This window comes from Thermobaculum terrenum ATCC BAA-798 (assembly GCF_000025005.1).
In the GTDB taxonomy this organism is placed as follows: Bacteria; Chloroflexota; Chloroflexia; order Thermobaculales; family Thermobaculaceae; genus Thermobaculum; species Thermobaculum terrenum.
In genome coordinates, this window is record NC_013525.1 from 290104 (window position 1) to 316498 (window position 26395).

Annotated in this window: 22 protein-coding genes; 11 read left to right on the forward strand and 11 right to left on the reverse strand. The window is 46.8% G+C overall.

Annotated features, from left to right (window positions below):
- The first annotated feature begins 89 nt into the window (after nt 1-89).
- The 8 genes from TTER_RS01350 (at nt 90) to TTER_RS01385 (ending at nt 9391) form a co-directional block, all read left to right on the forward strand.
- Nucleotides 90-1058 carry an aldo/keto reductase gene (locus TTER_RS01350; RefSeq protein ID WP_012874229.1) on the forward strand — a complete coding sequence of 323 codons (969 nt, stop codon included), beginning with the start codon at nt 90-92 and terminating at the stop codon, nt 1056-1058.
- 52 nt (nt 1059-1110) lie between these two features.
- Nucleotides 1111-1950 carry a sugar phosphate isomerase/epimerase family protein gene (locus tag TTER_RS01355; protein ID WP_148211862.1) on the forward strand — a complete coding sequence of 280 codons (840 nt, stop codon included), beginning with the start codon at nt 1111-1113 and terminating at the stop codon, nt 1948-1950.
- Between the two features lie 5 nt (nt 1951-1955).
- A complete protein-coding gene (locus TTER_RS01360) occupies nt 1956-2993 on the forward strand; it encodes a Gfo/Idh/MocA family protein (protein ID WP_012874231.1) in 1038 nt (345 codons plus the stop codon).
- A gap of 254 nt (nt 2994-3247) precedes the next feature.
- Entirely contained in the window at nt 3248-4393 is a 1146-nt protein-coding gene (locus TTER_RS01365) for an efflux RND transporter periplasmic adaptor subunit (RefSeq protein WP_012874232.1), read from the forward strand.
- A 27-nt stretch (nt 4394-4420) separates the two neighbouring features.
- Entirely contained in the window at nt 4421-7312 is a 2892-nt protein-coding gene (locus TTER_RS01370; protein WP_012874233.1) for an ABC transporter permease, read from the forward strand.
- Nucleotides 7309-8313, forward strand: coding sequence for an ABC transporter ATP-binding protein (locus TTER_RS01375; RefSeq protein WP_012874234.1), 1005 nt, complete (start codon nt 7309-7311; stop codon nt 8311-8313). Before TTER_RS01370 ends, TTER_RS01375 begins: the two co-directional genes overlap by 4 nt.
- On the forward strand, nt 8310-9068 hold the full coding sequence (locus tag TTER_RS01380; protein WP_012874235.1) for an ABC transporter ATP-binding protein: 759 nt from the start codon (nt 8310-8312) through the stop codon (nt 9066-9068). Before TTER_RS01375 ends, TTER_RS01380 begins: the two co-directional genes overlap by 4 nt.
- 77 nt (nt 9069-9145) lie before the next feature.
- The gene (locus tag TTER_RS01385) at nt 9146-9391 is read left to right on the forward strand and encodes a hypothetical protein (RefSeq protein WP_012874236.1); all 246 of its coding nucleotides are present in this window, start codon (nt 9146-9148) and stop codon (nt 9389-9391) included.
- Here TTER_RS01385 and TTER_RS15220 read toward each other — a convergent pair.
- The 11 genes from TTER_RS15220 to TTER_RS01440 all read right to left on the reverse strand — a co-directional run bounded on the left by TTER_RS15220 (nt 9388) and on the right by TTER_RS01440 (nt 22262).
- A complete protein-coding gene (locus TTER_RS15220) occupies nt 9388-9954 on the reverse strand; it encodes a cupredoxin domain-containing protein (RefSeq protein ID WP_012874237.1) in 567 nt (188 codons plus the stop codon). The two genes, TTER_RS01385 and TTER_RS15220, sit on opposite strands and share 4 nt — an antisense overlap.
- A 44-nt stretch (nt 9955-9998) precedes the next feature.
- Nucleotides 9999-10802: a Mut7-C RNAse domain-containing protein gene (locus TTER_RS01395; RefSeq protein ID WP_012874238.1), complete on the reverse strand. Its 804-nt coding sequence runs from the start codon at nt 10800-10802 to the stop codon at nt 9999-10001.
- A gap of 23 nt (nt 10803-10825) precedes the next feature.
- Nucleotides 10826-12628, reverse strand: a complete 1803-nt coding sequence (locus TTER_RS01400) for an ABC transporter ATP-binding protein (RefSeq protein WP_012874239.1) — start codon at nt 12626-12628, stop codon at nt 10826-10828.
- A complete protein-coding gene (locus TTER_RS01405) occupies nt 12625-14439 on the reverse strand; it encodes an ABC transporter ATP-binding protein (RefSeq protein WP_012874240.1) in 1815 nt (604 codons plus the stop codon). The genes TTER_RS01400 and TTER_RS01405 overlap by 4 nt, the downstream gene beginning before the upstream one ends.
- Nucleotides 14440-14603: 164 nt before the next feature.
- Nucleotides 14604-15629, reverse strand: a complete 1026-nt coding sequence (locus TTER_RS01410; RefSeq protein WP_012874241.1) for a cation diffusion facilitator family transporter — start codon at nt 15627-15629, stop codon at nt 14604-14606.
- Nucleotides 15630-15705: 76 nt separating this feature from the next.
- Nucleotides 15706-16998, reverse strand: a complete 1293-nt coding sequence (gene hemL, locus TTER_RS01415; protein ID WP_012874242.1) for a glutamate-1-semialdehyde 2,1-aminomutase — start codon at nt 16996-16998, stop codon at nt 15706-15708.
- The gene (gene hemA, locus TTER_RS01420; RefSeq protein ID WP_012874243.1) at nt 16979-18238 is read right to left on the reverse strand and encodes a glutamyl-tRNA reductase; all 1260 of its coding nucleotides are present in this window, start codon (nt 18236-18238) and stop codon (nt 16979-16981) included. Before hemA ends, hemL begins: the two co-directional genes overlap by 20 nt.
- Before the next feature lie 80 nt (nt 18239-18318).
- Nucleotides 18319-19017, reverse strand: coding sequence for a ribulose-phosphate 3-epimerase (gene rpe, locus TTER_RS01425; protein ID WP_012874244.1), 699 nt, complete (start codon nt 19015-19017; stop codon nt 18319-18321).
- 71 nt (nt 19018-19088) lie between these two features.
- A complete protein-coding gene (sucD, locus tag TTER_RS01430; RefSeq protein ID WP_012874245.1) occupies nt 19089-19961 on the reverse strand; it encodes a succinate--CoA ligase subunit alpha in 873 nt (290 codons plus the stop codon).
- A 30-nt stretch (nt 19962-19991) separates the two neighbouring features.
- Nucleotides 19992-21140, reverse strand: a complete 1149-nt coding sequence (gene sucC, locus TTER_RS01435; RefSeq protein WP_012874246.1) for an ADP-forming succinate--CoA ligase subunit beta — start codon at nt 21138-21140, stop codon at nt 19992-19994.
- Nucleotides 21141-21260: 120 nt separating this feature from the next.
- Nucleotides 21261-22262, reverse strand: coding sequence for a sensor histidine kinase (locus TTER_RS01440; protein ID WP_012874247.1), 1002 nt, complete (start codon nt 22260-22262; stop codon nt 21261-21263).
- Nucleotides 22263-22393: 131 nt separating this feature from the next.
- Between TTER_RS01440 and rpoN the strand changes: the two genes are divergently transcribed.
- From rpoN to TTER_RS01460, 3 genes are all read left to right on the forward strand, one after another.
- A complete protein-coding gene (gene rpoN / locus TTER_RS01445) occupies nt 22394-23830 on the forward strand; it encodes an RNA polymerase factor sigma-54 (protein ID WP_012874248.1) in 1437 nt (478 codons plus the stop codon).
- A gap of 838 nt (nt 23831-24668) precedes the next feature.
- Nucleotides 24669-25505 (forward strand): TolB family protein, encoded by an 837-nt coding sequence (locus TTER_RS01455; RefSeq protein ID WP_169302600.1) that lies wholly within the window; start codon nt 24669-24671, stop codon nt 25503-25505.
- Between the two features lie 72 nt (nt 25506-25577).
- Entirely contained in the window at nt 25578-26360 is a 783-nt protein-coding gene (locus TTER_RS01460; protein ID WP_012874251.1) for a hypothetical protein, read from the forward strand.
- The last annotated feature ends 35 nt before the right edge of the window (nt 26361-26395 follow it).

Genomic DNA, 26395 nt, shown 5'->3' on the forward strand with positions numbered 1-26395 from the left:
CCAAACTTATCTCTAGATATATTCCCGCTAATTGGATTATCTTATTGATTGTCCGGTTTCTGGTCAAATTCTAAAACGGAGGCGATGCATTGGAGAAGCAGCAAACACTCCCTCTAAGGCCATTGGGTAGTACAGGATTACAAGTTACGCCGATATGTGTGGGCTGTGCAGAGCTAGGCAACATGCCAGAGACTTTTGCCTATTCGGTAGAAGAAGAAATAGCCCTGCAAACTATTAGGGAAGCATTCAAAAGCCCAATAAATTTCATGGATACAGCTGCAGCCTATGGAGACGGTGAGAGCGAGCGGCGTATAGGTATCGTTATAAGAGAGATGGGCGGACTCCCACCAAACTACGTGCTGGCAACTAAGGCAGATCGTAACTTACAGACAGGTGACTTTAGCGGAGAGCAGATCAAGAGATCTATAGAGAGAAGCCTAAATTTATTGGGGCTGGATAAACTCCAGCTCGTATACCTGCATGATCCTGAGCACTCTACGTTCGAATACATAACATCGAAAGGCGGAGCTATTGATACCCTAGTGGCTTATAAAGACCAAGGGGTCATTGAACATATAGGCATCGCGGGCGGACCTATTGACATGATGATACGTTACGTAGAGCTAGATGTGTTTGAGGCTGTAATAACTCACAATAGATATACCTTGATCAACAGAAGTGCTGAACCATTGATAGACCTCGCCCATAAGAAGGGCTTGGCAGTTGTAAATGCAGCTCCCTATGGCAGCGGTATACTTGCCAAAGGGCCAGATGCCTATCCTAGATACGCCTACCAAGAAGCCCCTGACAAGATATTGAATAGAGTAAGAGTTATAGATGAAGTTTGTAAGAGATATGGCGTGCCGATAGCTGCTGTGGCTCTTCACTTCTCTCTAAGGGATCCAAGAATAACATCCACCATTGTTGGTATGAGCAAGCCTGAAAGAATTAGGCAAACTATAGACCTAGTAAACACTCATATACCTGCAGGGGTCTGGGAAGAACTTGAACCTCTAGATTATGATACAGAGGATCCTGAAGCAAACAGATGGAAGTGATCCCATACAGGATACCTAAAGCTTGTAAATCAAACATCGAGAAAGGTGGAATATGATGAACAATCGGATATCCTGTCATCTCATTACCTGGGGGAACGATCTATTGACAGGCATGAAGGAGGCCTCAGAGTTAGGCTTCCAAGCTTGCGAGACTTTTACTCACCAAGCACTGGAATACGAAAACAGGGTAGAGGAATTTAGGGAACTTCTAGGATCTTATGATCTGGAGCTGTCGGCTCTGTATGGAGGTGGTAGATTCAGTGATCCCTCCAAAGAGGCAGAAGTCATTGCCTATAACACTCGAGTAGCGCAGTTTCTATCGAAGTTAGGCGTTGACCGCATTGTATTTGGCCCAGGAGGACCTAGGGAAGGCAAGACCAGCCTTGAAGGACTGAAGCAAATGGCAAAGACAATCAACGAAGCTGCCAAGAGAACGTACGACTTAGGGGTGCTTGCATGCGTGCACCCACATTTAGGTACTGAGCTTCAGGATGAAGATGAGCTCGATGCCGTAATGGAGATGACAGACGACAGATACGTCTTCTTCTGCCCTGACACGGCTCACCTGACGGCTGCGGGTATGAATGCGGCAGAGATCATAAGAAGATACGGGAACAGGATGAGATACATGCATCTTAAGGACCTAACCCCCGAGAATCCTGATCCGAGCGTATTCACAGCTTTCTCTGGGACGGAAGCTTTGCCTATATTTTGTGAGCTAGGGCTCGGGACGATCGATTTTGTTCCGATAATGCAGGCGCTACAAGACGTAGGATACGATGGATGGCTTACCGTGGAGATTGACCAGTCAACCAGTACTCCCTACCAAAGTCTGAAGCAGTGTCGAGACTTCGTGCAAGATAAACTTGGAATATCTATAAGGTACAGGTGATCGATATGAGCTTCAAGATAGGCATAATAGGCTGCGGCAGGATCGTGGAGGAGGGGCATGCACCAGCACTAAGTAATATGAGGCATGTTGCTGAGGTGGTAGCCCTGGCGGATCCTAGCCCTGAGCGACGGGCAACTATAGAAAATGTCCTCAACTATAAAGTAAGTGGGCAATATAGCTCCTGGAAAGACCTACTAGAGAATACGCCAAATCTGGATGCAGTACTTATAGCCCTCCCGCATCACCTCCATGAACCGGCTATCACAGATGCAGCTAGATTTGGCGTGAATGTGATATCTGAGAAACCTTTGGCTGCCACATTGGAGGAGGTCGATCGTATAGGAGCAGTCATTAAGGAACATAACGTAAAGCTGGCAGTCATCCATAATTACACTTACAGCCGCCCCATGAGATATGCTCTAAGAGCAATTCAGGAAGGCCGTGTAGGAGAGGTATTTCTTGTGAGGAGTGAGGGTCTTGCCGGTAGTCACTACAAGGGCAAGGATCCTTCTAATCCCGACTGGAGAACGCAGTCCACAAGAGGTGGGGGCGGTGTGCTCCTGGACAATGGTTACCACAACATGTACGTAGCAGAAGCGGAAGCTCAAAGCCCAGTAATAAAGGTCTACGCAAGGGTCGGGCGTTATGTACGAGAGCAAGATGTGGACGATCTTGCTGTAGTGATGCTCACCCATGAGAACGGCGCTACTACCGTAGTTGAAGTAGCTTGGGCGGTCAATGGAGGTGGAGCATTCGTACATGAAGTACATGGAAAGCTCGGTAGTATAAGATTCAAGATAGAAGCACCATTTGTCGAGATATATGAAAACAAGATAGGACAATGGCTGCCTCTAAGCTATGCCGACGATAACTTCCAAGAGGGTTTTCATGGTGTGCTACAAGATATATTCAACGCCTGGGCACAAGGCGAGGACGCTCCCACAAATCTAGCCAAGGCAAGGCATAATCTAGCTATTCTCAGGGCTGCATATCTATCGGCTCAGCAGGGAACTGTCGTAGATCTCAAAGACGTAGAGCGCTAAGACTTCTTTGATAGCTGGGACGTAAATATATTTACGTCCCAGCTATCATGTACGTACTATAAGATTCGTTTCTTTCAAACTATTAACCTTGGTCATAAATCGATTTATAATATTCCCCACGATTGTGCTGCATTTCGTAAGGTTTGCCATAATTAGCAGATAAGATATACAAAATTTATGTTAGATGATAAAATAACGGCCAAAATTAGATACAACTTGACACCTGGGACTATTAGGAATATGAAAGGGGAGCTATGTTCAAGCAAGCAGGAAAGAGCCTGAGGGTAGCTATTTATTTTATGGTGTTCTCCGTATTCTGTTTTGTTTTATCTGGATGTAGTGTTCCAGGAGTTGCACAAGTACCACCTACACCAACCCCACTACCTCCACAGCCAGAGGTCGAGAAGCCCATCTACACCGTCAAACGAGGTGATATAGTTGAGCTTCTTAGGCTTACTGGCAGGGTCTCAGCGGTAAACGAGAAGGATCTACAGTTTACGAAGTCGGGCAATGTTTTGAAAGTCAACGTCGAAGTAGGAGACAAAGTACGTAAGGGACAACTACTTGCGGAGTTGGACCAGTCGGACCTTGTTAAGCAACTGGAGCAAGCACAGCTTGAGTTGGATCAGGCAAACCTAGCGCTACAGCAATATCAAAATCAACACCAGACAGATGTGGCTCTGGCCGAGCTAGACCTCCAGGAGGCACAACTTAAGTTGGAGGCGGCTACGAGTGAGCTAGATAGAAAACTTGCTGAGATAGCTGTAAAGAGAGCACAAATCAAGCTAGATCAGATAAAGAAAGCTACCAATGAGGAGCTTCAAAAACAGGTAGCTCAAGCCAGGTTAAACTACGAAAGGATAAAAGACCAAATAGACGCCGGAAGGATCTATGCTCCTTTCAACGGTGTTGTCGAGATCGTGAATATAAAGCCGGGAGATCCAGTGCAGCCATTCCAGTCAGTCATGACCATAATGGATCCTGGTGAGAAGGAGATACGAGTAGACAATACCACTAGCGCTGAGCTCTCTCAACTTAGTCCCCATCAGAAGGTACAGATAAGGTTTCTGCGCTATTCCGACAAAGTGGTAAGTGGCGAAATCAGAATGCTACCCACAGGTGATCAGGGCAGTGGTGGAGCAATACGTATAAGCTACAACCCAGATGGACTAGACGTAGATATCGGTGATATAGCAAATATCACCGTCATATTACAACAGAAACGCAACGTACTATGGCTTCCTCCGCAGGCTATCAGGACATTCCAAGGTAGGCAGTTTGTGGTAGTGCAAGAAGGAGACCGTCAACGGAGAGTGGATGTGGAACTAGGTATACAAAGCCAGGATAAAGTTGAGATAACAAGTGGTCTGAAGGAAGGCCAAAAAGTGGTGGGACAATAGAACTAACCCAAGAGGAGAGGGTTGTCCGTGTACTGGCTGCTTAACTTACTAGGTATCGTCAAGATAGCCTTCCTGAGACAAAAAAGTTATCTCGGGCTTGTGCTTGCTCTGCTTGCAGGGTTCATAGTTGCCATCACCCTAGTGGTAAGCATCCCTCTATACGCTGATGCGGTAGGCTATAGAATCCTGCGCACAGAGCTTCTGGAAGAACAGGAAGGTAACCTAAGACCCCCGTTCTCCTACATGTTCATGGCTGTAGCCTCAAACGAGCAAAGAGTGCCAATATCTGGATTCAGAAGCGCAGATGAGTACTTTACTAAATACGGAGCCCGAGACTTGGGCTTGCCACCGCTAGTTTATGTGAGATACGTAACCACCGATAAGATACGCTTACTTGCACCTGAAGGTACCGCCTACAAAGAAGAGAAGGGCGAGGAGCAACTTGAGTGGGTAAGCGTGGGATTTGCCAGCGGCCTGGAAAAGAAGGTCAGGATCGTAGAGGGAAGATGGCCCAAGATCGCAAGTAACGATAGCAATAGCCCAGTAGAGGTTCTAGTACATGAAGGTTTGGCTGACAAGCTAGGCCTACATGTTGGCGAGAACTACATAGTAATGGAAAAAGGCGTTGGAGATAATTTACTTAGGCTGCCCATAAAGATATCTGGTATCTGGGAGCCTATAGACCCTTCTGACTCATATTGGTTTATTCGTCCTCAGTCCCTGCAGGACGTGCTCATGGTTCCGGAGCAAACCTTTTCACAGAGGATACTTCGTACCCATCCAAACGACGGTATATACATGGCGCTGTGGTACTACGTACTGGATGGGACCTCAGTTCGTAGCAGACACGCTCAGGAGTTGATTGGCCGTATGCAAGGGGTAGAGCGTCACGCTGCGACCCTTCTGCCCGCAGTTGAGCTTAGAGTATCTCCAGAAGATGCCCTTACTGAGCAACATACACAAGTAAGGTTCCTTACGTTAAGCCTAATAGTATTCAGCATACCGATACTTGGGCTTATAGCCTATTTCATCATAATGATCACTAGTATGGCAGTACAGAGACAGCAAAACGAGATCGCGGTACTACGTAGTAGAGGTATCTCAAGGTCAGGCATATTAGGCATTTTCTTGTTGGAAAGCTTAGGGCTTGGAATACTGGCACTAGTTCTCGGGCTCGGCCTCGGACAGTACACAGCGCTAGCAATGGGATGGACCAGATCTTTCCTCGACTTCATACCTAGGTACGATTTCCCTGTGGAGTTGTCTCCAGAGAGCATCAGGGCCGGTACTTGGGTCATGGTATTGACGCTGATAGCCAGCGTGGTTCCCGCAGTAGGTGCAGCAGGCCATACTATAATCTCGTACAAGAGAGAGCGCGCCAGGTCACTTGGAGCCCCGTTTTGGCAGAAGATATATCTGGATATTCTGTTGCTCATACCCGCCTGGTATGGATATCAACAGCTCAAGCAGAGGGGCACAATCTCTTTCTTAGGAGAAGGGTTACCTTCTGATGATCCATTCAAGAATCCATTACTCATACTTACTCCCGTGCTCTGGCTTCTAGCATTAGGGCTCCTTAGCATGCGTATTCTACCGATTGTATTGGGGTTCATCGCGCAGCTTATCGGGAGGTTAAAAGGCATCTCCAGTGTTATGGCTCTTAGGTACCTGACACGTACCCCCAGGGCGTATTCCGGACCTGTCATGCTTATAGTCCTGACTCTTAGCCTGGCTACTTTCACCGCCTCCATGGCTAAGACCCTAGATCGACATACTTACGATCGCGTCTACTACGATATAGGCGCCGATATGAGACTAGCAGATCTAGGACAGAGCACTGAGCCTTCCTCCGCAGGACCCGGGGGTGGATCATCACAACAACAGCCCGAACAGCAGGACGAAGGCACTCCCAAGTGGCTATTTCTGCCAGTGACTGAGTATCTGAAAGTACCTGGAGTCGAGAATGCCATGAGGGTAACGAGAAGCGATACGGAGGCAGTCGTTGGCAACTCACGTCAGCGTGGCACATTACTAGGCATAGATAGAATGGAATTTCCCAAGATAGCCTATTGGAGAGATGACTATGCCACTTATCCTCTGGGATATCTAATGAATGCATTAGGCACGTTCGAGGATGGGTTATTGGTTAGCCGAGACTTCATGCGAGAGCAAGGACTAAGCATAGGATCTAAGATCACACTTAACCTCTGGGATGTAGAAGAGTCTAAGCCAGTCCCATTTACTATAGTGGGTGAGCTAAATTACTTCCCGACGCTTTATCCTGAGGACGGGCCATTCTTTGTAGGAAACATCGACTACATATTTCAAAGAGAAGGAGGGGAATTCCCCTATGAAGTATGGCTTAAGGTAAAGCCGGGTACCACCAAGGAACAGATCGAGCTATCCACAACCAAGCTTGGATTCCGAAGTATAGTAACGGATGTAGCTCAGCCTGAGATAGAATCAGATCAAGGGAGGCCGGAGCGCCAAGGATTGTACGGATTATTATCGGTAGGGTTCCTTGCCTCAGCAATACTTACAGGGCTTGGCTTTCTTTTCTACTCGATAGTATCCTTCAGGCGAAGGTTCGTAGAGCTAGGGACCCTCAGAGCTATAGGGCTATCGACTGGTCAGATGGCTGCGATGCTAGCCTGCGAGCAGCTCATTATCATAGGACTTAGTGTAGTTATAGGAACTGTCCTGGGAGTGCTTGTCAGCGATATGTTCATACCGTTCTTACAGGTGAGTACCGGGGAACATCCACAAACTCCACCGTTTCTGGTGCTTATAGCTTGGGACAGACTGATGCTTATCTATCTTATATTTGCTGTGCTGCTTGGTCTAGCGCTGGTCATGCTGGCAATGCTGCTACTTAGAATGAAGATCTTCCAGGCAGTGAAGCTAGGGGAGTCGGTATGAGTGAGCCAATTATAATATGCGAAAACTTAGTCAAGATCTATAAGCTAGCACAGGTTGAGGTCCTAGCCCTACAAGGATTAGATCTAACTGTCGAGCGAGGCGAGGTCATGGCACTTGTCGGCCCCTCGGGTTCGGGGAAGACATCCCTCATGAACGTTATTGGTGGACTCGACAGACCTACCGCTGGCCGGGTGGTGGTGGCTGGACAGGAGCTGCTAAAGCTTAGCGACAGGCAGCTGAATCACTACAGAAGACACGTGGTGGGGTTCGTATGGCAGCAGGTAGCTAGAAACTTGGTGCCTTATTTGAACGCAGAACAAAACGTGGAGTTGCCCATGCTAATGGCAGGCATCAAGCCAGCGGAGAGAAAGGCTTGGGCTAATGAGCTCCTTGAGGTAGTGGGGCTTGGAAATCGCAAGAAGCATAAGCTGGCGCAGCTGTCTGGAGGTGAGCAACAAAGGGTAGCGATAGCGGTTGCTCTAGCCAACAAGCCCCAATTACTATTGGCTGACGAGCCCACAGGAGAGCTGGACTCAGCTACGGCCAAGACTATATTCGATATCTTCCATAAGTTGAATGAAATGTATGGGATAACAGTTGTAATAGTATCCCACGACCCCCAGATTTCACGCCACGTATCTCGTACTGTAGCAATAAGAGATGGCAAGACTAGTACCGAGACTCTAAGACAAGTAGTCGAAACAGAGAAAGAGGATGAGGCTAAGGAAGAACAGCATCATTTCATAGAGTACACCGTCTTAGATCCCGCAGGGAGATTGCAAGTACCAGAGGAGTATAGAGAGCTATATCGTATCGGGAGAAGAGTGATACTTGAGACCCTACCAGACGGTATAGTTATCCGGCCCGTGCCAGGAGAAGAAGTTACTACGGTTCAGCCTCTGGTAGATGAAGATGAACCACCGCCTAAGAAGCAGAACTTAGTATCACGTATAAGAAAATTCCTACCGATGGGAAGTAAAGGAGAGAGTGAACAGAAATGAGGCCCGAATCAAGTTCCCAGACACACCCTGATAGCTGGTTATTGGACAAGGATGGGTTTAAACAGCCTGCCATACAGGTTGTAGACGTGGTTCGGAAATATAAGGTAGGCAGCGAAGAGGTGCAAGCTCTCAGGGGAATAAATTTGACTGTGCCTGAAGGACAGTTCGTGGCTCTGATGGGACGCTCGGGCTCAGGGAAAACAACATTGCTCAACATCATAGGGGGGCTAGATAGACCTACAACTGGAGAGGTATTTATATCAGGACAATCCCTTAGCAACCTCTCTGAAGGCGAGTTAACTAAGTTGAGGCGTAGCCAATTTGGTTTCGTATTTCAGTCATTTGCGCTTATACCGATACTGTCTGCTGCTGAGAACGTAGAACTCCCCCTAAGGATAGCCGGCAAGTATAGCCTTAGAGAGCGTAAGCAGCGAGTGATGGAAGCCCTATCTCTTGTAGGGCTGGCTAAGTGGGCTGAGCACAGGCCATACGAGATGTCTGGAGGCCAGCAGCAAAGAGTTGCTATAGCTAGGGCTTTAGTCACGAGACCTAAGATACTGATTGCTGATGAGCCAACGGGAGAGCTGGATAGTAAAACTGGACAGATGGTCCTAAACCTTCTTAGAAAGGTTGTGGATGAATCGAAAGTGACGTTAGTAATGGCAACTCACGATCCAGCGGTAGAAGAGTATGCTGATGTACTCTATAGAATGCAGGACGGACAGATAATAGACACCCTCATAAAGACTATGTGAGCGCTTCATCGATAGGTTATTATTACTATTGCCTATTCACAACTAGGACAACCATATAACTCATAGGAGACCATACGGTGACACAAGAGTTTTTTAGTCACGGCATGAGCGTTGAAGTCCTCCAGATCCATAACCCTCTTGCAGAAGATGAGGACGATCTGATAGTCCAGGGGTACGTAGTTGACCACAATGAGATAGGGCTCCTACTGGATGGAGTCGAGGGTGAAGATGGAGGCCAGATATTCATTCCATGGTCTAACATAGCTCAAGTCATAACAATAGAGTTCGAAGAAGAATCCGGAGAAGAGGAAATTCTTCCCTAATAACCTGGCTCTTTGGCCTGTACGATAAATGTGCCCGTCATTATCTGAGGGTGAACATCGCATCTGAAGAAGTAGTTCCCAGGTCTGTTTGGAGCTTTAAACCGATATGTCGTGCTGCTAGGGCCATTGATTATCTTTCCCACAAATATTTTTTCCTTAGCAGTTTTATCAGTGTAAAAAGCCATGTTGTGAGGAACAGAGTCTTCGTTTTTGAACTTAATAACAACCAACTGTCCGGGTTGCACAGTTATAGTCTTCACATCAAACGCGAGTCCCTTCGCAGTAACAGTAATGGAATACTCACTACCCGTTGGAGGCGTGCTGGCAGCCGGACTCGGCGATATCTCCGTGACCGTTGGAGTGGTAATTGGGCTAATCGATGGCACAGGGGTGGGACTGGCTATGTGTTCCTCTGTGGGAATAGGCGTAGGCATGGAAATAGTAGTAGGGACAATCGAAGGTAATCCCTGAGATACTGGCAAGGTAGGGGTAGCCTCACTAGACGCTCCGCAGCTAATAAGAGTTAATGACAAGAGTACTATCTTTAGTAGTCTCTTCTTCATGAAATCGGACCTCGTATCTACTTCTATGCTATCTCCAATATTTACTACGAAGTCTGAAGCCTTTTTGGTTCTAAGCTCACTTCTTCTTGAATGGATTCAATCAGCCTCAGGATAGCCTCATGGTGACTTCCCTTCCAATAGATCTTCCCACAACCACGGCATCTCCTGAACTCGTCGTAGTAAAGTATGGTCTTTGGCAGTAGAAGATGAATGATCTCACGCTTAGGGACATCTATCAGTAGATCATTGCAGTGCGCACACCTACCAAAAGGATTGATCTTATCAAGCAGCTTGAACTGCTTTATCACTTCTATGATCTGCCTCTTCGGTTCGGTTTCTCTCACATAATAACCTCTGAAAACTATTTTTCTCTTCAAGAGCCCAATATCCCTTGTAAGAAGTATTCTGCCATCGGCCTTTGAGGCAAACGCCAGATCCAGATCTGAAGAGTCGGGATCATAGATAGTATCGAATCCTAGCATCCTAAGATAACCAGCCAACTTGCCCAGATGAGCATCTAGAACAAACTTTGGATTTGGATCTAGATCAGGCTTGAGATGATGACCCAAGGATAAAGATCTGAATTCTGGATATACACTTATCCTGTCACCACACTTGGGAACGTAGGAGAAATCTATGATGTCTCCATTAGCAACCAGCAGGTCAACCTCGGTATGGGGTACGCCTAAAGACTCTACAAGGTCTTTGATCGACGTCCTTCTATCGAGATCTATCAGCCAATCTTGTTGCCTCTTGTCAGCAGGTAGGAAATCGTTTAGCTCTGCGTAGAACCTAAGAGTAACTTGGCAAGGAGTATTTTTATCTGGCGTATCAGGAAAGTTGCTCATTGGAGCATCTAATTAGGCAGCTGCTAAGCCACCCCCATCAGGATACGCATATGATGGTTGTATAGATTTGCGTAGTGGCCACCCCGTGCCAGCAGCTCTTCATGAGTACCATCCTCAACTATTCGACCTCTCTCGAGTACTATTATTCTATCAGCGTTCCTGATCGTCGTGAGCCTATGAGCTATGATAATACTTGTTCGATTCTTCAGAATTCTTTGCAAAGCATCCTGGATTAGTGCTTCGGTAGCAGTATCTATGCTTGAGGTAGCCTCGTCTAGCACTAGAACACCCTTGGGGCTGAGTGCTATAGCCCTAGCGAGTGACAGAAGCTGTCTTTGACCTATAGAAAGATTCTCTCCACCTGGCTCGACCAGGGTATCGTACTTCTCGGGAAGCTGTTCTATAAACTCTGCAGCGTTCGCTTGTTCCGCAGCTCTTCGAACCTCCTCAAAGGATATCGAAGAGTCGTATAGCCGGATATTATCTGTAATCGTGCCTGCTATACATATGGGATCTTGAGGCACAACCGTGATGGCATGTCTAAGTTCATCAAGTTTGAGGGTCCTTATATCTTTGCCATCTAGCAGGATCTGTCCCTTTTGAGGGTCGTAGAATCTTGCGAGTAGAGAAACCAATGAGCTCTTGCCAGCACCAGTTGGACCCACAACTGCTACGCTCTGTCCAGGCTTAATATGGAGATTTATTCCCTTGAGTACCGGCTCCTCAGGGTTATAGCCGAAATAGACATCCCTGAATTCTATTTCTCCTCTTACCTCACCTAGAGGCACAGGCTTTTGAGGATCCTTAATCGAGGGTTCAACGGACAGGAGCCTAGCTACCCTTTCAGCAGCAGCCAGGGCTATCTGTACGTTGTTGTATTGCTCAGATAGTCTTAGAACAGGTTGGAACGCGCGCTCCGTGTACTGTACGAATGCCACGAGAACACCTAGCGAGGCCCAGCCTGCCAGCACACCCTTACCACCCCAATAGAGCAACGATGCTAAGGCTACAGCCGTTATTATTTCCTGGACTGATAGAAACTGAGCGCTCTCCTTACGCTGCCAGAGCAAAGCTCTCCTGTACCTAGCATTGAGGTCCTGATAGCCTGCCATGCTTCTCTTCTCATTGCGAAACAGCTGAACGAGCAACATTCCCTGAATCTGCTCGTTCAAGTATCCACTGACCATAGAGTTCAGACTGCGCTCCACATCCGAGGTGCGTCTTATACGTCGCCTGAAGAAGACCGTGATTACCGCTAAGAAAGGTAGTATTGCCAGTGCAAGCAACGCTAACCGCCAGTTCACCAGGAACATAGCCACTACCACAGTGACTAAAGTGACACTATCTATTAGTATCATCACAACACTGGTGGAAAGCAAAGAGTTGAGGGCATCAACATCGCCAGTAATCCGCTGCACTAGCTCCCCAACACTGTGCCTATTGAAGAAATCCATATTCTGCTTGAGCATATGATCCAGCATTCGCTTTCTGAGATCAGCCAAAGCCTTCTGACCACTGCTCTGCAATAAGTATGTTTGCCCGAACTGGAAGCCAAAACTCACCAGGACTGTGATGGCATATAGTATAGCCAGAGGTAAAAGATCACTTGTATCTCCAGTCCTTATTGGACCATCTATTACCAATTGAAGGAGGTAAGGAGGAACAGCTGCAAGTACTGCCACTCCGCCAAGCATAAGCAAAGCAACTAAGATAAGCCGCCAGTAAGGAGCCATAGTGGTTATGATCAGCCACAGCAGAGCAGTATCCTGTGATAACTGGCGTACACCTACCCTTTCTCTTTCCTGCACATAAGTCTTGCTGCTCATCTGGCGGTCTTTACCTCTCTCCTAGTATCTTCTATCTGCACACCCGCACTAGAAACAGCATCATCCAATCTGTTACTTCTCTCTCTATGTTGATTGGCATACATGTTAGCGTAGAGCCCACCCAACTCCACCAGCTCTTCGTGAGTGCCCTGTTCTACTATCCTGCCGTTATCCAACACCAAGATCACATCGGCATGCCTTACAGCCAGGAGGTTTTGAGTGACGATAAAAGTAGTACGCCTATAGCCGTTAGTAAGATCCTTGCGTGTTAGACCTTGTATTATTTGAGTAGCAGTATGCGCATCTACACTTGCAAAAGCATCGTCCAAAAGCAGTATCTTAGGCTTTCTAACTAAAGCTCTAGCTATAGATGTTCTCTGTCTTTGACCACCTGAAAGGCTACTGCCACCTTCGCTTACCATGGTATCTAGGCCATTAGGAAACTGAGGCATATCATTGACCAACCTAGAAGTGTTGACTGCATATTCCAAATCCTCTTTTGTGACTTTCTCAAGCCCAATGGTTATATTCTCTCGAATGGTCATCTCAAACAAAAACGTCTGCTGCGGGACAAGGGCTATAGCTTTTCGCAAGGAATCTAGCTTGATCGTCCGAATATCTCTATCATCTACAAGAACACACCCGGAATCTGGATCTTGTACTCGCGCTATCAGAGAAAGCAAAGTTGACTTGCCAGAGCCGGTAGGTCCAACTATACCAACCGTACTACCAGCTGGAACCTCAAAATTCACATCCTTCAGCACCCATCTACCGCCTGCTCGTACACCAACATCCCTCATAGCAACGCTACCTTTTATGTCGACTTCGGTAGCCTCTGGCAAATCTTTTACATGTGGCTCATGCCTGAGCACCTCGGCAACTCTCGCGGTTGCTGCAGCACCCTGCTGTAGGCGTTCGTAAGCAGAGCTCATCTGGATAGCAGCATTGCTGAGGAGGTTTAGATATACCACAAACTGCACGAGCTCTCCTAGAGTTAGGAGGTTTCTTATTACCATGAAGCCTCCTACTCCTAGGACGACCGCTGCACTCAGTCGCACTACCAGTCCTGGTAGCGGGCTGAAAAGCCCGCTACGAAGTGCGAACATAGTGTAGCTTCTAGCATAAGCTCTGTTTACATCCTCGAAAGCTTCGACGACTTCCCTCAGTTGGGAATAAGCCTTGAACATTCTTACAGCCCCCAGGTGCTCCTGCACGAACGCCGACAACCTTCCAACATCGTGCTGCACCCTGTCAAAGGATCTCTCAAGGAAGGGCCCATTGAATATTTGAACCATCATTATAAGTGCTAGAGATATAAAAACTAGAGCAGCTAACGGTAGGCTGGAGCTAGCCATCAAGACTACGCCTACAAACAACAACACCAGGGAATGGAGCATCATCTGGAAGCCCGCACTAAAGAACCTCCATATGTAGATGAAATCCATGGTTCCCCTGGATAATAGATCACCACGTCCAAAGAAAGCGTAGTTCTTTTGGTCCAAAACTAGTAGTTTCTGAAAGAATTCCTGACCCAGCTCATAGGTAACCGTAGCTGCCATATTACCTGTGAGCATACGCAATAGGTATCTGAAGACAGCAACGGTCACAGAGAGTGCGAGCAAGCCAATTGCGTAAAAGATGATAACGTCCAGCCTAACGCCCTTCTTGAGCTCATCCACCGCGTGCCCTAAGACAAAAGGGCTAAATGCGCTGGCTGTTCCTCCCACAGCTGCTAAGAATAGACACCCTATGATCCAATGACGGCGGCGTGCTATATAAGGCCACAGAAAGGTTATGCTTGATCCTCTCATCTCTCCTGCTCACTACAACGAGAAAGAAGAGAGCACCCCGAACGCTAATTTCTCGCTGCAAATCTTTTCAAAAATTATTGTTTATCTCCAAATTATTCGGGGTCTGCAAACATTCTAACATAGATGATAACTTACGAGGGTAAATACGTTGGAAATTGTACCTTTTATCTATTGATTACATGGTGAGAGGTGTGCTCATGGTGGTCAACACCGCTGTGACCACAGGGATCAGCATGCACGTTTACGACCTCGAGTCTGGGGATATCATGGAACAGTTTATGTCTAACATCCTCAAGTATCTTATGGCTAGCGTAAGTTGGGAGATCCTCATCAACGGTAACATGCATCTCAGCCTGTAAATTATGCCCAAGCCACCTTACTCGTATATCGTGAACATCCTGTACACCTTCGACGCTGCCTGCCGATCGCTCTATAGCATCCAATATCGAAGGATCTACGGCATCCATAAGCCTCCACCACATCTTGAAACCTACATCCCTTAGTATGAAGATTATGAAGAACGCAATAACCAAGCCTACTATGGGATCAATCAGAGGAAAACCCAGTATCACTCCCAAAGACCCGAGAAGCACAGCAAGAGATGTAAGGCCATCGGCTTGCGCATGTTTGCCATCAGCTATCAGTGCCTCCGAACCTAGCTTCTTACCAGTACTGATTCTGATCCAAGCTGCTAATTCGTTCCCACAGAAGCCGACGAGCGCGGCGAGAGCTACTAGCAATGGGTACCTGACCTCATGAGGACGGAAGAACTTGAGTATGCTTTCGTAAGCAGCTATAAGCGCGCTTGCAGCAATGACAAGTACTATAAAGACTCCAGCTACATCCTCGATCCTACCATAACCATAGGTATAGCTTCTATTAGGTGGACGCCGACTAAGAGATAAAGCTAGCCACAGGGGAAGAGACGTTAGGGCATCAGAGAAGTTATGTATAGTATCCGATAGCAGAGCAACACTCCCCGATGGCAGATAAATAGCTAGCTGCAGTATAGAGGTCAGCAGAAGAACCAGTAGTGAGATCTTTAGAGCTTTTATACCTTCTTGGGAAGAGATCACCTCGATATCGAAGTTTTCAGACTCGTCTCCATGAGTATGCAGATGCAGCAAGTCTGCTAGCCTATGAATGATGCCTGAGTGCTCGTGGGAATGATCTTCACCCTTGGTGCTCATATCTACGCTCCAACAGCTTACAGGAAGCATATACCTCTAGATAGGATCAAGTAATACAAAAATTATGCCAAGGATGTTATATCTTCTTAAGGGCTGTGTAGGCCGCTTCTATAGTTCTATCTAGATCTTCGCGAGTATGAGCAGTGGATAAGAACCAGGCCTCGAATTGGCTGGGCGGTAAATAGATGCCTTGCGCCAGCATATTTGAATGGAACTTAGCAAACATAGTGGTATCGCTTCGCTTGGCATCTTGATAGTTAGAAACTGGATAGCTGGAGAAGAAAATAGTTAGCATGGAACCTGCTCTGTTGATAGTAACCCCTACACCAGCATCCTTCGCGGCATCTTGGAGACCTTTTTCTAGATATGATCCCATATAGTCTAGGCGTTCATACACACCTTCATCCTGTTGTAGTATATGAATGGTCTTGTAACCTGCCGCCATTGCTATAGGGTTACCGGACAGAGTGCCAGCCTGATAAACAGGACCGTTAGGGGCTAACATGTTCATGATCTCTGCAGTCCCACCATAGGCACCAACGGGAAGCCCTCCGCCTATTATCTTCCCCAGAGTTGTTATATCGGGTTTTATATCAAATAGCTGCTGTGCTCCACCTAACGATAGCCTGAACCCAGTGATAACTTCGTCAAATATAAGGAGTGCACCATATTTAGATGTCAGCTCGCGCAATTTCGCAAGGAAATCTTGCTTAGGTAGCACGACTCCCATATTACCTGCAACAGGTTCCACTATAACTGCAGCTATCTCATTGCCTCTTTCTTGGAAAAAGGTAGTGACATGTTCAATGTCGTTGTAAGGCAAAGAGGCTGTGAGGGAAGCTATCTGATTGGGCACTCCAAGGCTATCTGGTTGCCCTAGAGTCATGGCACCCGAGCCAGCTGCAACGAGAAAGAAATCTGCATGTCCATGATAGCAGCCATCAAACTTTACTACTAGATCTCGCGAGGTTACAGCTCTTGCCAAGCGTACCGCGCTCATAGTAGCTTCGGTTCCAGAATTGACGAACCTTACTACATCTACGCTCGGAACAAGACTAGTAACCATCTCAGCAAGCTGCAGCTCATATTGATTAGGTGCGCCAAAACTCGTACCTTTATCCACAGCTTCGTGAATAAGCCTCAACACTTCGGGGTGGGCATGACCAAGGATCATGGGACCCCAGGATCCAACGAAGTCTATATACTCCTTGCCATCTACATCAAATAAACGAGAGCCCTGCGCCTTGTCTATAAATATAGGTTCTCCTCCTACAGCTCTAAAAGCCCTAACCGGGCTGCTCACTCCACCAGGCATCACCTTCTGAGCACGTTGGAACAATTTGGAGGAGTTATTTGCCAGGATTTTCATGATTTACCCCCCACATGTCCGCGAAGAGCCTCTTTAAGTCCTCGTCCTCTACCTGCTTTATCCATATCGTGGGATTGTGAAGTATGGCATTGACTATGGACTTGCTCATCGCATCTATTACATACCTCTGTTCATCAGTGAGGTCCTTTAGTATTCCGAAGGTTTTCTCTAGCCTATCTTTACGGATCTGCTCTGCCTTGCCACGCACATCTCGGATTAGAGGAACAGCTAGCCTCTCATGCTGCCACTTGAAGAACTCCTCAACCCAATACTGCAGCTCCTTGTGCGCTAGACGTGCTGCCATCTTCCTTGCATGCCTGTTTCTATTACATATCTCCTGTATATCGTCCATATCGTACAAGCTAACGGAAGGCAGACTACGTACTTGGGGATCTACATTCCTAGGTATAGCGATGTCTATTACTAATAACTGTCGATCTTGCTTATATCTGACTGCATGCTCCAGATGGCTGGTAAGCACTAGGGGTCTAGGAGAGAGCGAGCAAGTAATCAGTACATCAGCAGAAGCCAGAGCAAGATCCATATCTTCTATCGGTACAGCTTCCCCACCTATGTCTTCTGCTAGGAACTTAGCTCTTTCGTAGGTTCTATTGATTATAGTTATCCTCTTGACGCCAGCCGATCTAAGGTTTCTAGCAGCTAATCTTCCCATCTCTCCAGCGCCAAGCACTACTACGCAGAGATCCCGCAAGCTGCCAAAGCGAGACCTAGTCAGCTCCACCGCAGCGTGCGCAACCGACGTAGCACCCCTTCCTATGGGCACTTTCGTTCTTACATCTTTGCCTGCCTGGAGGGCATACCTAAACAGGGTATTCAGTACAGGACCAGTGGTATCCAGAGAAGCTGCCTTTTCCCAAGCCTGTCTGACTTGCCCTAATATCTGGGACTCTCCCAGCACCACTGAATCAAGACCAGCAGCTACAGACATAAGGTGGTAGACGGCTTCGCGATCAGATTTCGTGTATGAATGAGATGTTATCTGCTCCTCAGGAGCATTTACCAAGGAGGATATGCAGGAAACTACGTATCTATGGTCAGGAGACGAATCATAGATATATATCTCTAATCTGTTGCAGGTCGAGAGGACCACGGCCTCTTCAAACCTTTGATTGAGTTTGGCAAGTAGAGTCGCGATATCAGGATCAGACAGATATAGCCTCTCCCTGATATCTGCGTTAGCTGTAGTATGATTGATTCCCGTTAGAAATATACCACTCAACTTCGTATTACTAACCAGCAGTCGCTAAGGAAACATAAAACTATCCTAGCAATTATACCTTGAGAGGATATTGAATCTAACTAAAAGGCCTGCCTGGCTAAACCACGCTCGGCAGATTCCCTGATAGCGCGTATATTCTCCTCTATTGAGCCTTGCCCAAATATAGCAGATCCAGCTACCAGCACTCTGGCACCGGATGCAGCCACCGGCTCAGCTGTATTCGGATCTATACCACCGTCAACCTCAAGCTCTATATCATAGCGCCTATCGTCGATCATCATACGGAGTCTCTTTAGTTTCTGCAAAGAGGTTGGGATGAAATGTTGGCCCCCGAAGCCTGGATTGACGCTCATAACAAGTATTAGATTCACGAAGGGCAAGATCTCGTCAAGCATGAATGGAGGTGTTGAAGGATTGATAGCTACACCAGCTTTAGCACCCAGATCCCTGATCCTCATGACTGTCCTATGAAGATGCACGACTGCTTCATAATGAACAGTGATGATGTCAGCCCCAGCACTGACAAAATCGGGGATATATCTATCGGGATCTTCTATCATAAGATGCACATCCAAAGGCAGAGATGTACTGCGCTTTACTGCTTCAGCTATGTACGGCCCCATGGATATATTGGGCACAAAATGACCATCCATAACATCATAGTGGATGTAATCAGCACCTGCGGCTTCAGCTTCTTGTACCTGCTCTCCAAGCCTCGTAAAATCGGCCGAAAGTATAGAAGGGGCTATCTTGAGCTTTCCCTGTTTCACGTGAAACATACCCTGAAATCCACTCCTTACAACAAATTACTCTCTATATCTTAGCGAAAGGTTTCACGTGAAACGTGAAATTAGGCGCCAGCCAGGGCAACCTCAACAAGCTCTGCTATTTGCGATGGCGTTTCAGCTATATGAGCGTTGGCACCTTCAAGAGCTCGAATCTTGCTCTCTGCTGTACCACTACCACCGCTTATTATCGCCCCTGCATGTCCCATTCTACGGCCAGGAGGTGCAGTGCGACCCGCTATAAAGGCAACCACGGGCTTCGTCATCTGTCTTATGTATTCTGCAGCCTCCTCTTCGGCGTTCCCACCGATCTCTCCAATAAGTACCACGGCGTGCGTCTCGGGATCATCTTCAAACATCTCTAGCACTTCACGAAAGCTTGTGCCCACAATAGGATCACCACCTATACCCACGACCGTACTTTGTCCTATGTCAGCCGCTGTAAGGGCAGCCACCGCCTCATAAGTTAGTGTGCCAGAGCGGGATACTATGCCTACTGGCCCACGCTTGTGTATATTGCCTGGGATTATACCTACCTTGGCTTCCCCTGGCGTAGTCAGCCCTGGACAATTAGGGCCTATCAGTCTACTACCCTTCTCCCTGACATAATGGTACATCTTTACCTCATCAACAGCTGGTATGTGCTCAGTTATGCACACTATGAGGGATATTCCAGCTGAGGCAGCCTCGTAGACCGCATCAGGGGCAAAAGGTGCAGGAACATAGACTATCGAGGTGTTAGCGCCCGTGGCCTCCACAGCTTCTCTTACAGTGTTGTAGACAGGAACCCCACAAACTTCCCGCCCTGCTGCTCCTGGCGTCACACCAGCCACTACGTTGGTTCCGTACTCAACCATCTGCTGGGTATGAAAGGATCCCTCCCGACCGGTTATACCCTGCACAAGAAGCCTCGTATTCTTGTCTACCAGTATGCTCACGCCACATCTCCCCACTTAGATTAATCGGAGTTATCTAGAGACCGTGCTCTTGGAGGCAAGTTCAACAGCCAGCTTGGCAGCTTCTTCCAAAGAGGATAGGGATCTAAGTCCTGCATCCTCAAGTATCCTATGACCTTCCTCCTCATTGGTTCCTACCAACCTGACCACTATAGGCACTCCTCTTTTGATGTTTCTAAGCCCCTCTACTATCCCACGAGCCACATCATCACATCTCGTTATGCCACCAAATATATTGATCAAGACCGCACTTACCTTCTCATCAGATAGAATGATATTCATCGCAGCTTCAACTTGATCAGCATGCGCTCCACCACCTATATCGAGGAAGTTAGCTGGACTACCCCCATATAGCTTTACGAGATCCATGGTAGCCATTGCTAGACCAGCTCCGTTAACCATACATCCGATGTTACCATCGAGCTTTATGTAGCTTATACCTACTCGAGAGGCCTCTACCTCAGCAGTCTCCTCCTGGCTTAGATCTCTCATCTCAGCTATATCTGGATGTCTAAATAGAGAGTTATCATCCACGACGATCTTGGAATCCAGCGCTATCAGATCACCAGAGGAAACCTTGGCCAGGGGATTTATCTCCACAAGACTAGCTTCCACATCCAGAGCACATCTGTAGAGAGACATTGCTATTTCTACGAAAGTCCTAACGAGCGAGCCCTCGAAACCCACTTTGTAGGCTAGCTCTCTTGCTTGATAAGGCTGTAGTCCTAGCCAAGGATGGGCGGGCACTCTCAAGATGCTATCAGGATGTTCGCGAGCAACCTCTTCTATATCTACCCCGCCTTCAGCACTGGCAATAAGGGTGAAGGTTTTCAGCTCCCTATCTAACACTACGCTGAGATAATATTCTTTTTGTATATCGGCAGCGGGAACAACCAAAAGAGCACTAACAGGGCGGCCGCCTATATTCATGCTTAGTATAGTTGGAGCTACATATTCAAGCTCTCGCTGCGAGTTTACCAGCTTTATACCGCCAGCCTTGCCTCTCCCTCCAGAATGCACCTGAGCCTTAATTACTACAGGATAACCAAGAGAAGAGGCTGCCTCAACAGCCTCTTCCACGCTTCTTGCCAATATTCCGGGTGGGATAGGAATGCCATGTTTGGCAAGTATTTCCCTTGACTGATACTCATGTAGGTTCATCCCCAGTTCCCCTCGTGTAAACAAAAATGATAAGGCCAATATGGCCAGCGATCTTCTGAGGGTATGATAATCCCATCTCAATGGGTTGTCTATCGCTCAAGTTGAGGAATATTTGCCGAATTACCTGGCCGGGATAGCTATGTAAAAAGTGGTACCATAACCTGGCTCTGACTCAAACCATATACGCCCGCCGTGAAGCTTTACGAGCTCTGAAGATATATAGAGGCCTAGACCGAGCCCTCCGCTACATTCGGCTCCCCTGTAAAATTTCTCGAATATATGAGGGCTGTCCTTAGGCTGTATACCTTTGCCATAATCAGTAACCGTCAGGTATATATCATCCATATCCTCATATGCTTCCACTAGCACTGCTTTGTCTGGATCTGAGTTCTCTACAGCATTGCGTAAGATATTCTCGATCACCTGAGACAGTCTTACAGGATCTATGTTTGCACGCAGCTCGTGTGAAGGCATCTTTATGTCTATGTTTCGACCAGGAATCGATGACCTTACTTCTTCCACAGCTTCCTGTACTATCATACGTAGGTCATGATCGCTTTTGGTAAGCTTTATCCTGCCTGAAGCTAATCTAGAGGTATCTAACAGACTATCAACCATATAGGATAATCTGTTAACCTGCGAGATTATCATGCCCAGTAACTTCGATTCTCTATCGCTCAGGTCGCCATTTCTCAGCAGTGTCCTCTCCAGAAGCTGTGTGCCTCCTTTAATAGCGGTTAGAGGAGTCTTGAGTTCATGAGCAGCTATGGATAGATAATCAATATTTTCATCGTATCCTGGAGAGGGGTCACTAAAGGCTACACTCACTACGTCTCCTATGTCAGCAACCGTGAACTCGATGCGTGTATTTGCAATGGTTGCATGTCCACTCTCAGAACGCGAGTACCCCTTCAGAACCCTATACAAAGACTCGCGGATGCTCGCCGGTAGAGCAGGATTTTCTAATGAGCCGTTATGATTATCACCTTTGCTAATGGGTAGCAGCATCGCACGGGCCTTGGGAGATGCAGCCAGAAGATTTGCATCACGATCAAAGACCAACAACGCTACCGGCATCGCCTCTACTAAGCTGTATATCCACAACTTCTCAGAAGTCTTCATCACCACCACCTTCTATCAAGTTCGAAGGTCACAGCAATAATGATGCCATCGATGTTGTACAAAATTACAAGCAATGATATAATCCACACGACCTAAGTTGAATACCGACAGATCTGAGGGAGGAGATTTTTATGGATATGCAGATGTCGCAGGAACAAAATCAAGCGCAAGAGATGACTATAAAAGCTTCTCCCTCGCTGATAGAGGCAAACTACATACTTAGTTTGTCCCTACCAGAGCTGCGACAGACGATACTAAACGAGCTAAGCCAGAATCCTGCTCTCGAGCTAGTGGACCACGAAACTTGCCCCTTTTGTGGCGAAGTCATGGTAGGTGGCAAATGCGAGAACTGTTCTCGGGAAGACTCTAAAACAGATCATACTGATACCGTCAACGAGGATCTGGATTCTCTGTACTATGAAAGCTACTCAGCAACATCGCGTTCGTTAGTATCTGATGATGAAGATGACTTTGACCCCATGTCCATAGTGGCATCCGAGCAGGATTTTCATGAATCACTGAGGTCGGATCTACATTCAATACTCCCTGAAGAAGACTACGAGATAGCTGACTACCTAATAGAGTCCCTGGATGAGAATGGTTACCTTAGGCAACCGCTGGATGCTATAGCTCGTGAGCTGGGGAGGGATGTGCAGAGGGTAGAATGGGTACTACAGAGATTACAGGAGATAGCACCCGCGGGTGTAGGTGCAAGGAATCTTCAAGAATGTCTACTGCTCCAGCTGAGATATCTGGAGCAAGAGGGAGAAATCATACCCGAGTACGTAAGAGCCATCCTAGAGAACTATATCGAAGAGCTGGGGAGTCATAAATACGGCTACATAGCTAGGAAGCTGAAGACCTCTCCTGAAAAAGTAGCTGAAGCTAGGCAGTTCATTAAGCAGAAACTATCTCCTTATCCTTCACTTGATCCTGCAGTTGGACGTACATGGAAAAGCCCCTCCAGGTCCACTTACATCTCTCCTGATGTCATCATATTTGAGAGAGAAGGCAAGCTAGAGGTAGAAGTGGTCGAGGGTAGGCAGTTCGAGCTTCGGTTAAGTCCAGCATACCAGCAGATCGCAAAAGACCTGGAAGCACATCCGAACTCTTATTCGGAGAACGAGAGAACTCATATCAAGGAGTACATCTCGCGTACGAAGATGTTTATTTCGAACGTAAACCAGCGCCGCAAGACTATATACAAAATAGCCTCCGCTCTGGTCGAGCTGCAAGAGGATTTTATAAGATATGGAGTCAGACATCTAAAGCCTCTAACTAGAGCTATGCTCGCAGACTACATAGGGGTACATGAGAGCACAGTCAGCCGCGCCACTGCTGGCAAATATGTAATGTTGCCTAACAGGAAAGTTATACCTTTTTCAGACTTCTTTACCGCTTCACTTAGCATCAAAGACGTGATCAAAGAGATCATAATGAGCGAGGATAAAGCTCTGACCGATCGACAAATATGCGATAAGCTACGTGAGAGAGGAATAAGAGTAGCGCGAAGAACAGTGGCCAAATATAGGGCTGAGCTTGGCATACTTCCTTCTACTCTAAGATAAAGCTGGAGTCAACATACTAGCCTTACTTCCTAAATATAAAAGCTAAATATAAAAGGCACGCTTGTCTTTGTGCCTTACAAGCTTGAGACAAGGTTGATCTAGAATTTACTTATAGATACATCTTACCCTTATATACCCTTTGCTGGTGTGTTCACAAATTAATAGCCTTACCATGGTCCAGTTAACTGCCTCCAGTACCCTACACAAATCTTCAGGGGACACCAGCAAGTCTTCGATAAGATTTGCTTGGAACTTGGCTTTGTTATATGAGAAGGGATTTCTCTCGTACATATCTAACTCCTCAAAACATAGCTATCTGATAATAGCACTCTAGTTCTCATGAACACAGGTTCGTTTATAAAGAAAATATAAAATTCTGGGAATAAATAATCTTTTTCTTTCACTAATACACCATTGACCCTGTGTGTACAGCCCTTTAGCATCTAATGCTATGAAGAAGCTAATTACTTTTATGGTGCTATTTGTTTTCTTGACTTCTTGCTCGTGGGGTACCACGGGTCGAAATACCAGCAAGCAAGCGGTACAACCTACACAAACCTCTTATCAAAGAGGCACGAAACATCCTGAACCCACAAACAGTTCTCCTCGTGGGATTACTCCAGTACCAACAGTCACCCCAAAAGCGGGTCAACAGCAGCGAGTTAAGCGCCGAGATCTAGTGTTATTTCAATCTGATAAAGCTATCTGGAAGATGGATCCATCCCGAGGTAGTGCAGAGGTATTTCTAAATCTCACATGTAGAGAACTGTTGTTAAATCCCAGAACTCAAGATCTAACTTGTATACAACCATCGAAGAGCAAAAGCACAGGACTGCTCTTGATAAACCTGGAGACTCATAAATCTAAGGAAATAGTCTCTGATAATGTTATACAAGCTGCGTGGAGCCAAGACGGAAGGTACCTAGCTTATACCGTTACTAGAGATAGTAATCATGACAAAAAGCTAGAACTTTATCTAGACAGAAGTCTGATTTACATAAAAGATATAGTTCGCGGTAGCACAATAAGAGTTGGACCTGGGATTGATCCCGCATGGGACCCAAGAAAGCCTCAATTATTCTTTGCAACTCTCGGATCCAGACAAGGCAACAAGATAATGTCATACTCACTAGCTAGTCGAGCTTTCAAAGAGGTTGTAGCCATCAAAGATCTACCTAAGGATCTATCGCAATACGGAGTACCTTTTGCGACGAAGCTCAATTTATTGCGTCATCCTTCTATCAGCTATGATGGCTCAAGACTAGCCATAAGTGCCTATGGGTCAACTGCTCTCCTAATTACCTTGGATCTACATAAGCCAGATAAGAATAATATTCATGTTGAGGATTTCGCCCCAGAATCAAGCTTTGAGCATCTAGTATGGGGTCCCAATAGTCATAAGCTCGCATATGAAGTACTTACACCTTCTGGGCTAGATCAATTGGCTGTCTTAGACGTCTCTACTGGTAATAGAGAGATCTTTGGAGATATACGATCAGGTATAGGCTATACTGAGCCAGCATGGGCTCCTGATGGTAAGCATCTAATAGCGACCAGAACCTACAGAAATAGGGCTAAGGGCATATATATGATCACGCTCGGTAATCAGAGAATAAGGACTCTGAAGCCAGGGTACTACTCAAAATCCTTATGGATACGGGTTCTTACAAGGTAAGCTTGACATCTCGAGTATATTAGCCAATAAGCTTTAAGGTGATCTTTAAATCTATTCTGAGAGGTATATTATTTGGTAAGGAAGTTTGTACCTGTATTACTTCTTGTAACCTTTATATCTTTGCTTACCCTTGTGCAAGCCTCTATGCAGGCAATTGCACAGGATCAAGCAACGCCTCAGCCTACCGCAACAGTTAGCTTGACTCCCCAATCGGGCGGCAACTCCATAAGGGGCACCATCGCCGCTGTATCGGACACTGATGTCACTATCAATGTAGGTAACAGGTTGGTAACAATACCTGTCTCTGAAGATATACCTATCGTGCGCAATGGTAAGCCTTCGACCCTTTCTGAGCTACAGGCAACAGAAAATATATCTGTACAAAGGGATAAAAGTGGCAAGGTCCTGAGCATTATAGTTTGGACCTCCACACCTACTCAGGTCGCGCAACCTACGGTTGTGGCCAGCCCCACTGTAAGCCCAACATCGGTCTCAGCTACCCCTACCCCCACGGAAAGGATAGTTACTGGTACGATCACATCAGTGGGGAACAATAGCATAAATGTATCAGGCGACGATGGCAAAACGTACAACTTCTCAACTAGCACCGGCAACCTACAGATAACTAAGAATGGCCAGACCGTTACAGTAAGTCAGCTCAACGCAGGAGATTCCGTAGTTGTTACTCTCGACGCAAGTGGTAATCCCGTGAGAATAGAAGCCACGAGCGTAAATACCTCAGGCGGTGGGTTCAACCCAAGATGGGTATTATTCCCAATACTCATGCTTCTACCATTTGTGCTATTGTTGCTGTTGCTGATCAACAAACCTGCCAGTGCAGAAGAGAATGAATAACCCAAGGGCTTGCTTATAGCTTACATAGGATTGTT

What these genes read in the sequence shown, in the direction of transcription:
- TTER_RS01355 (WP_148211862.1), top strand. Translation starts at nt 1,111, where the DNA reads ATGATGAACAATCGGATATCCTGTCATCTCATTACCTGGGGGAACGAT.
- rpoN (WP_012874248.1), top strand. Translation starts at nt 22,394, where the DNA reads ATGGATATGCAGATGTCGCAGGAACAAAATCAAGCGCAAGAGATGACT.
- TTER_RS01365 (WP_012874232.1), top strand. Translation starts at nt 3,248, where the DNA reads ATGTTCAAGCAAGCAGGAAAGAGCCTGAGGGTAGCTATTTATTTTATG.
- sucC (WP_012874246.1), bottom strand. Translation starts at nt 21,140, where the DNA reads ATGAACCTACATGAGTATCAGTCAAGGGAAATACTTGCCAAACATGGC.
- TTER_RS01400 (WP_012874239.1), bottom strand. Translation starts at nt 12,628, where the DNA reads ATGAGCAGCAAGACTTATGTGCAGGAAAGAGAAAGGGTAGGTGTACGC.
- TTER_RS01440 (WP_012874247.1), bottom strand. Translation starts at nt 22,262, where the DNA reads ATGAAGACTTCTGAGAAGTTGTGGATATACAGCTTAGTAGAGGCGATG.
- TTER_RS01360 (WP_012874231.1), top strand. Translation starts at nt 1,956, where the DNA reads ATGAGCTTCAAGATAGGCATAATAGGCTGCGGCAGGATCGTGGAGGAG.
- TTER_RS01380 (WP_012874235.1), top strand. Translation starts at nt 8,310, where the DNA reads ATGAGGCCCGAATCAAGTTCCCAGACACACCCTGATAGCTGGTTATTG.
- TTER_RS01405 (WP_012874240.1), bottom strand. Translation starts at nt 14,439, where the DNA reads ATGAGAGGATCAAGCATAACCTTTCTGTGGCCTTATATAGCACGCCGC.
- TTER_RS15220 (WP_012874237.1), bottom strand. Translation starts at nt 9,954, where the DNA reads ATGAAGAAGAGACTACTAAAGATAGTACTCTTGTCATTAACTCTTATT.
- hemL (WP_012874242.1), bottom strand. Translation starts at nt 16,998, where the DNA reads ATGAAAATCCTGGCAAATAACTCCTCCAAATTGTTCCAACGTGCTCAG.
- TTER_RS01375 (WP_012874234.1), top strand. Translation starts at nt 7,309, where the DNA reads ATGAGTGAGCCAATTATAATATGCGAAAACTTAGTCAAGATCTATAAG.
- TTER_RS01410 (WP_012874241.1), bottom strand. Translation starts at nt 15,629, where the DNA reads ATGAGCACCAAGGGTGAAGATCATTCCCACGAGCACTCAGGCATCATT.
- TTER_RS01395 (WP_012874238.1), bottom strand. Translation starts at nt 10,802, where the DNA reads ATGAGCAACTTTCCTGATACGCCAGATAAAAATACTCCTTGCCAAGTT.
- rpe (WP_012874244.1), bottom strand. Translation starts at nt 19,017, where the DNA reads ATGTTTCACGTGAAACAGGGAAAGCTCAAGATAGCCCCTTCTATACTT.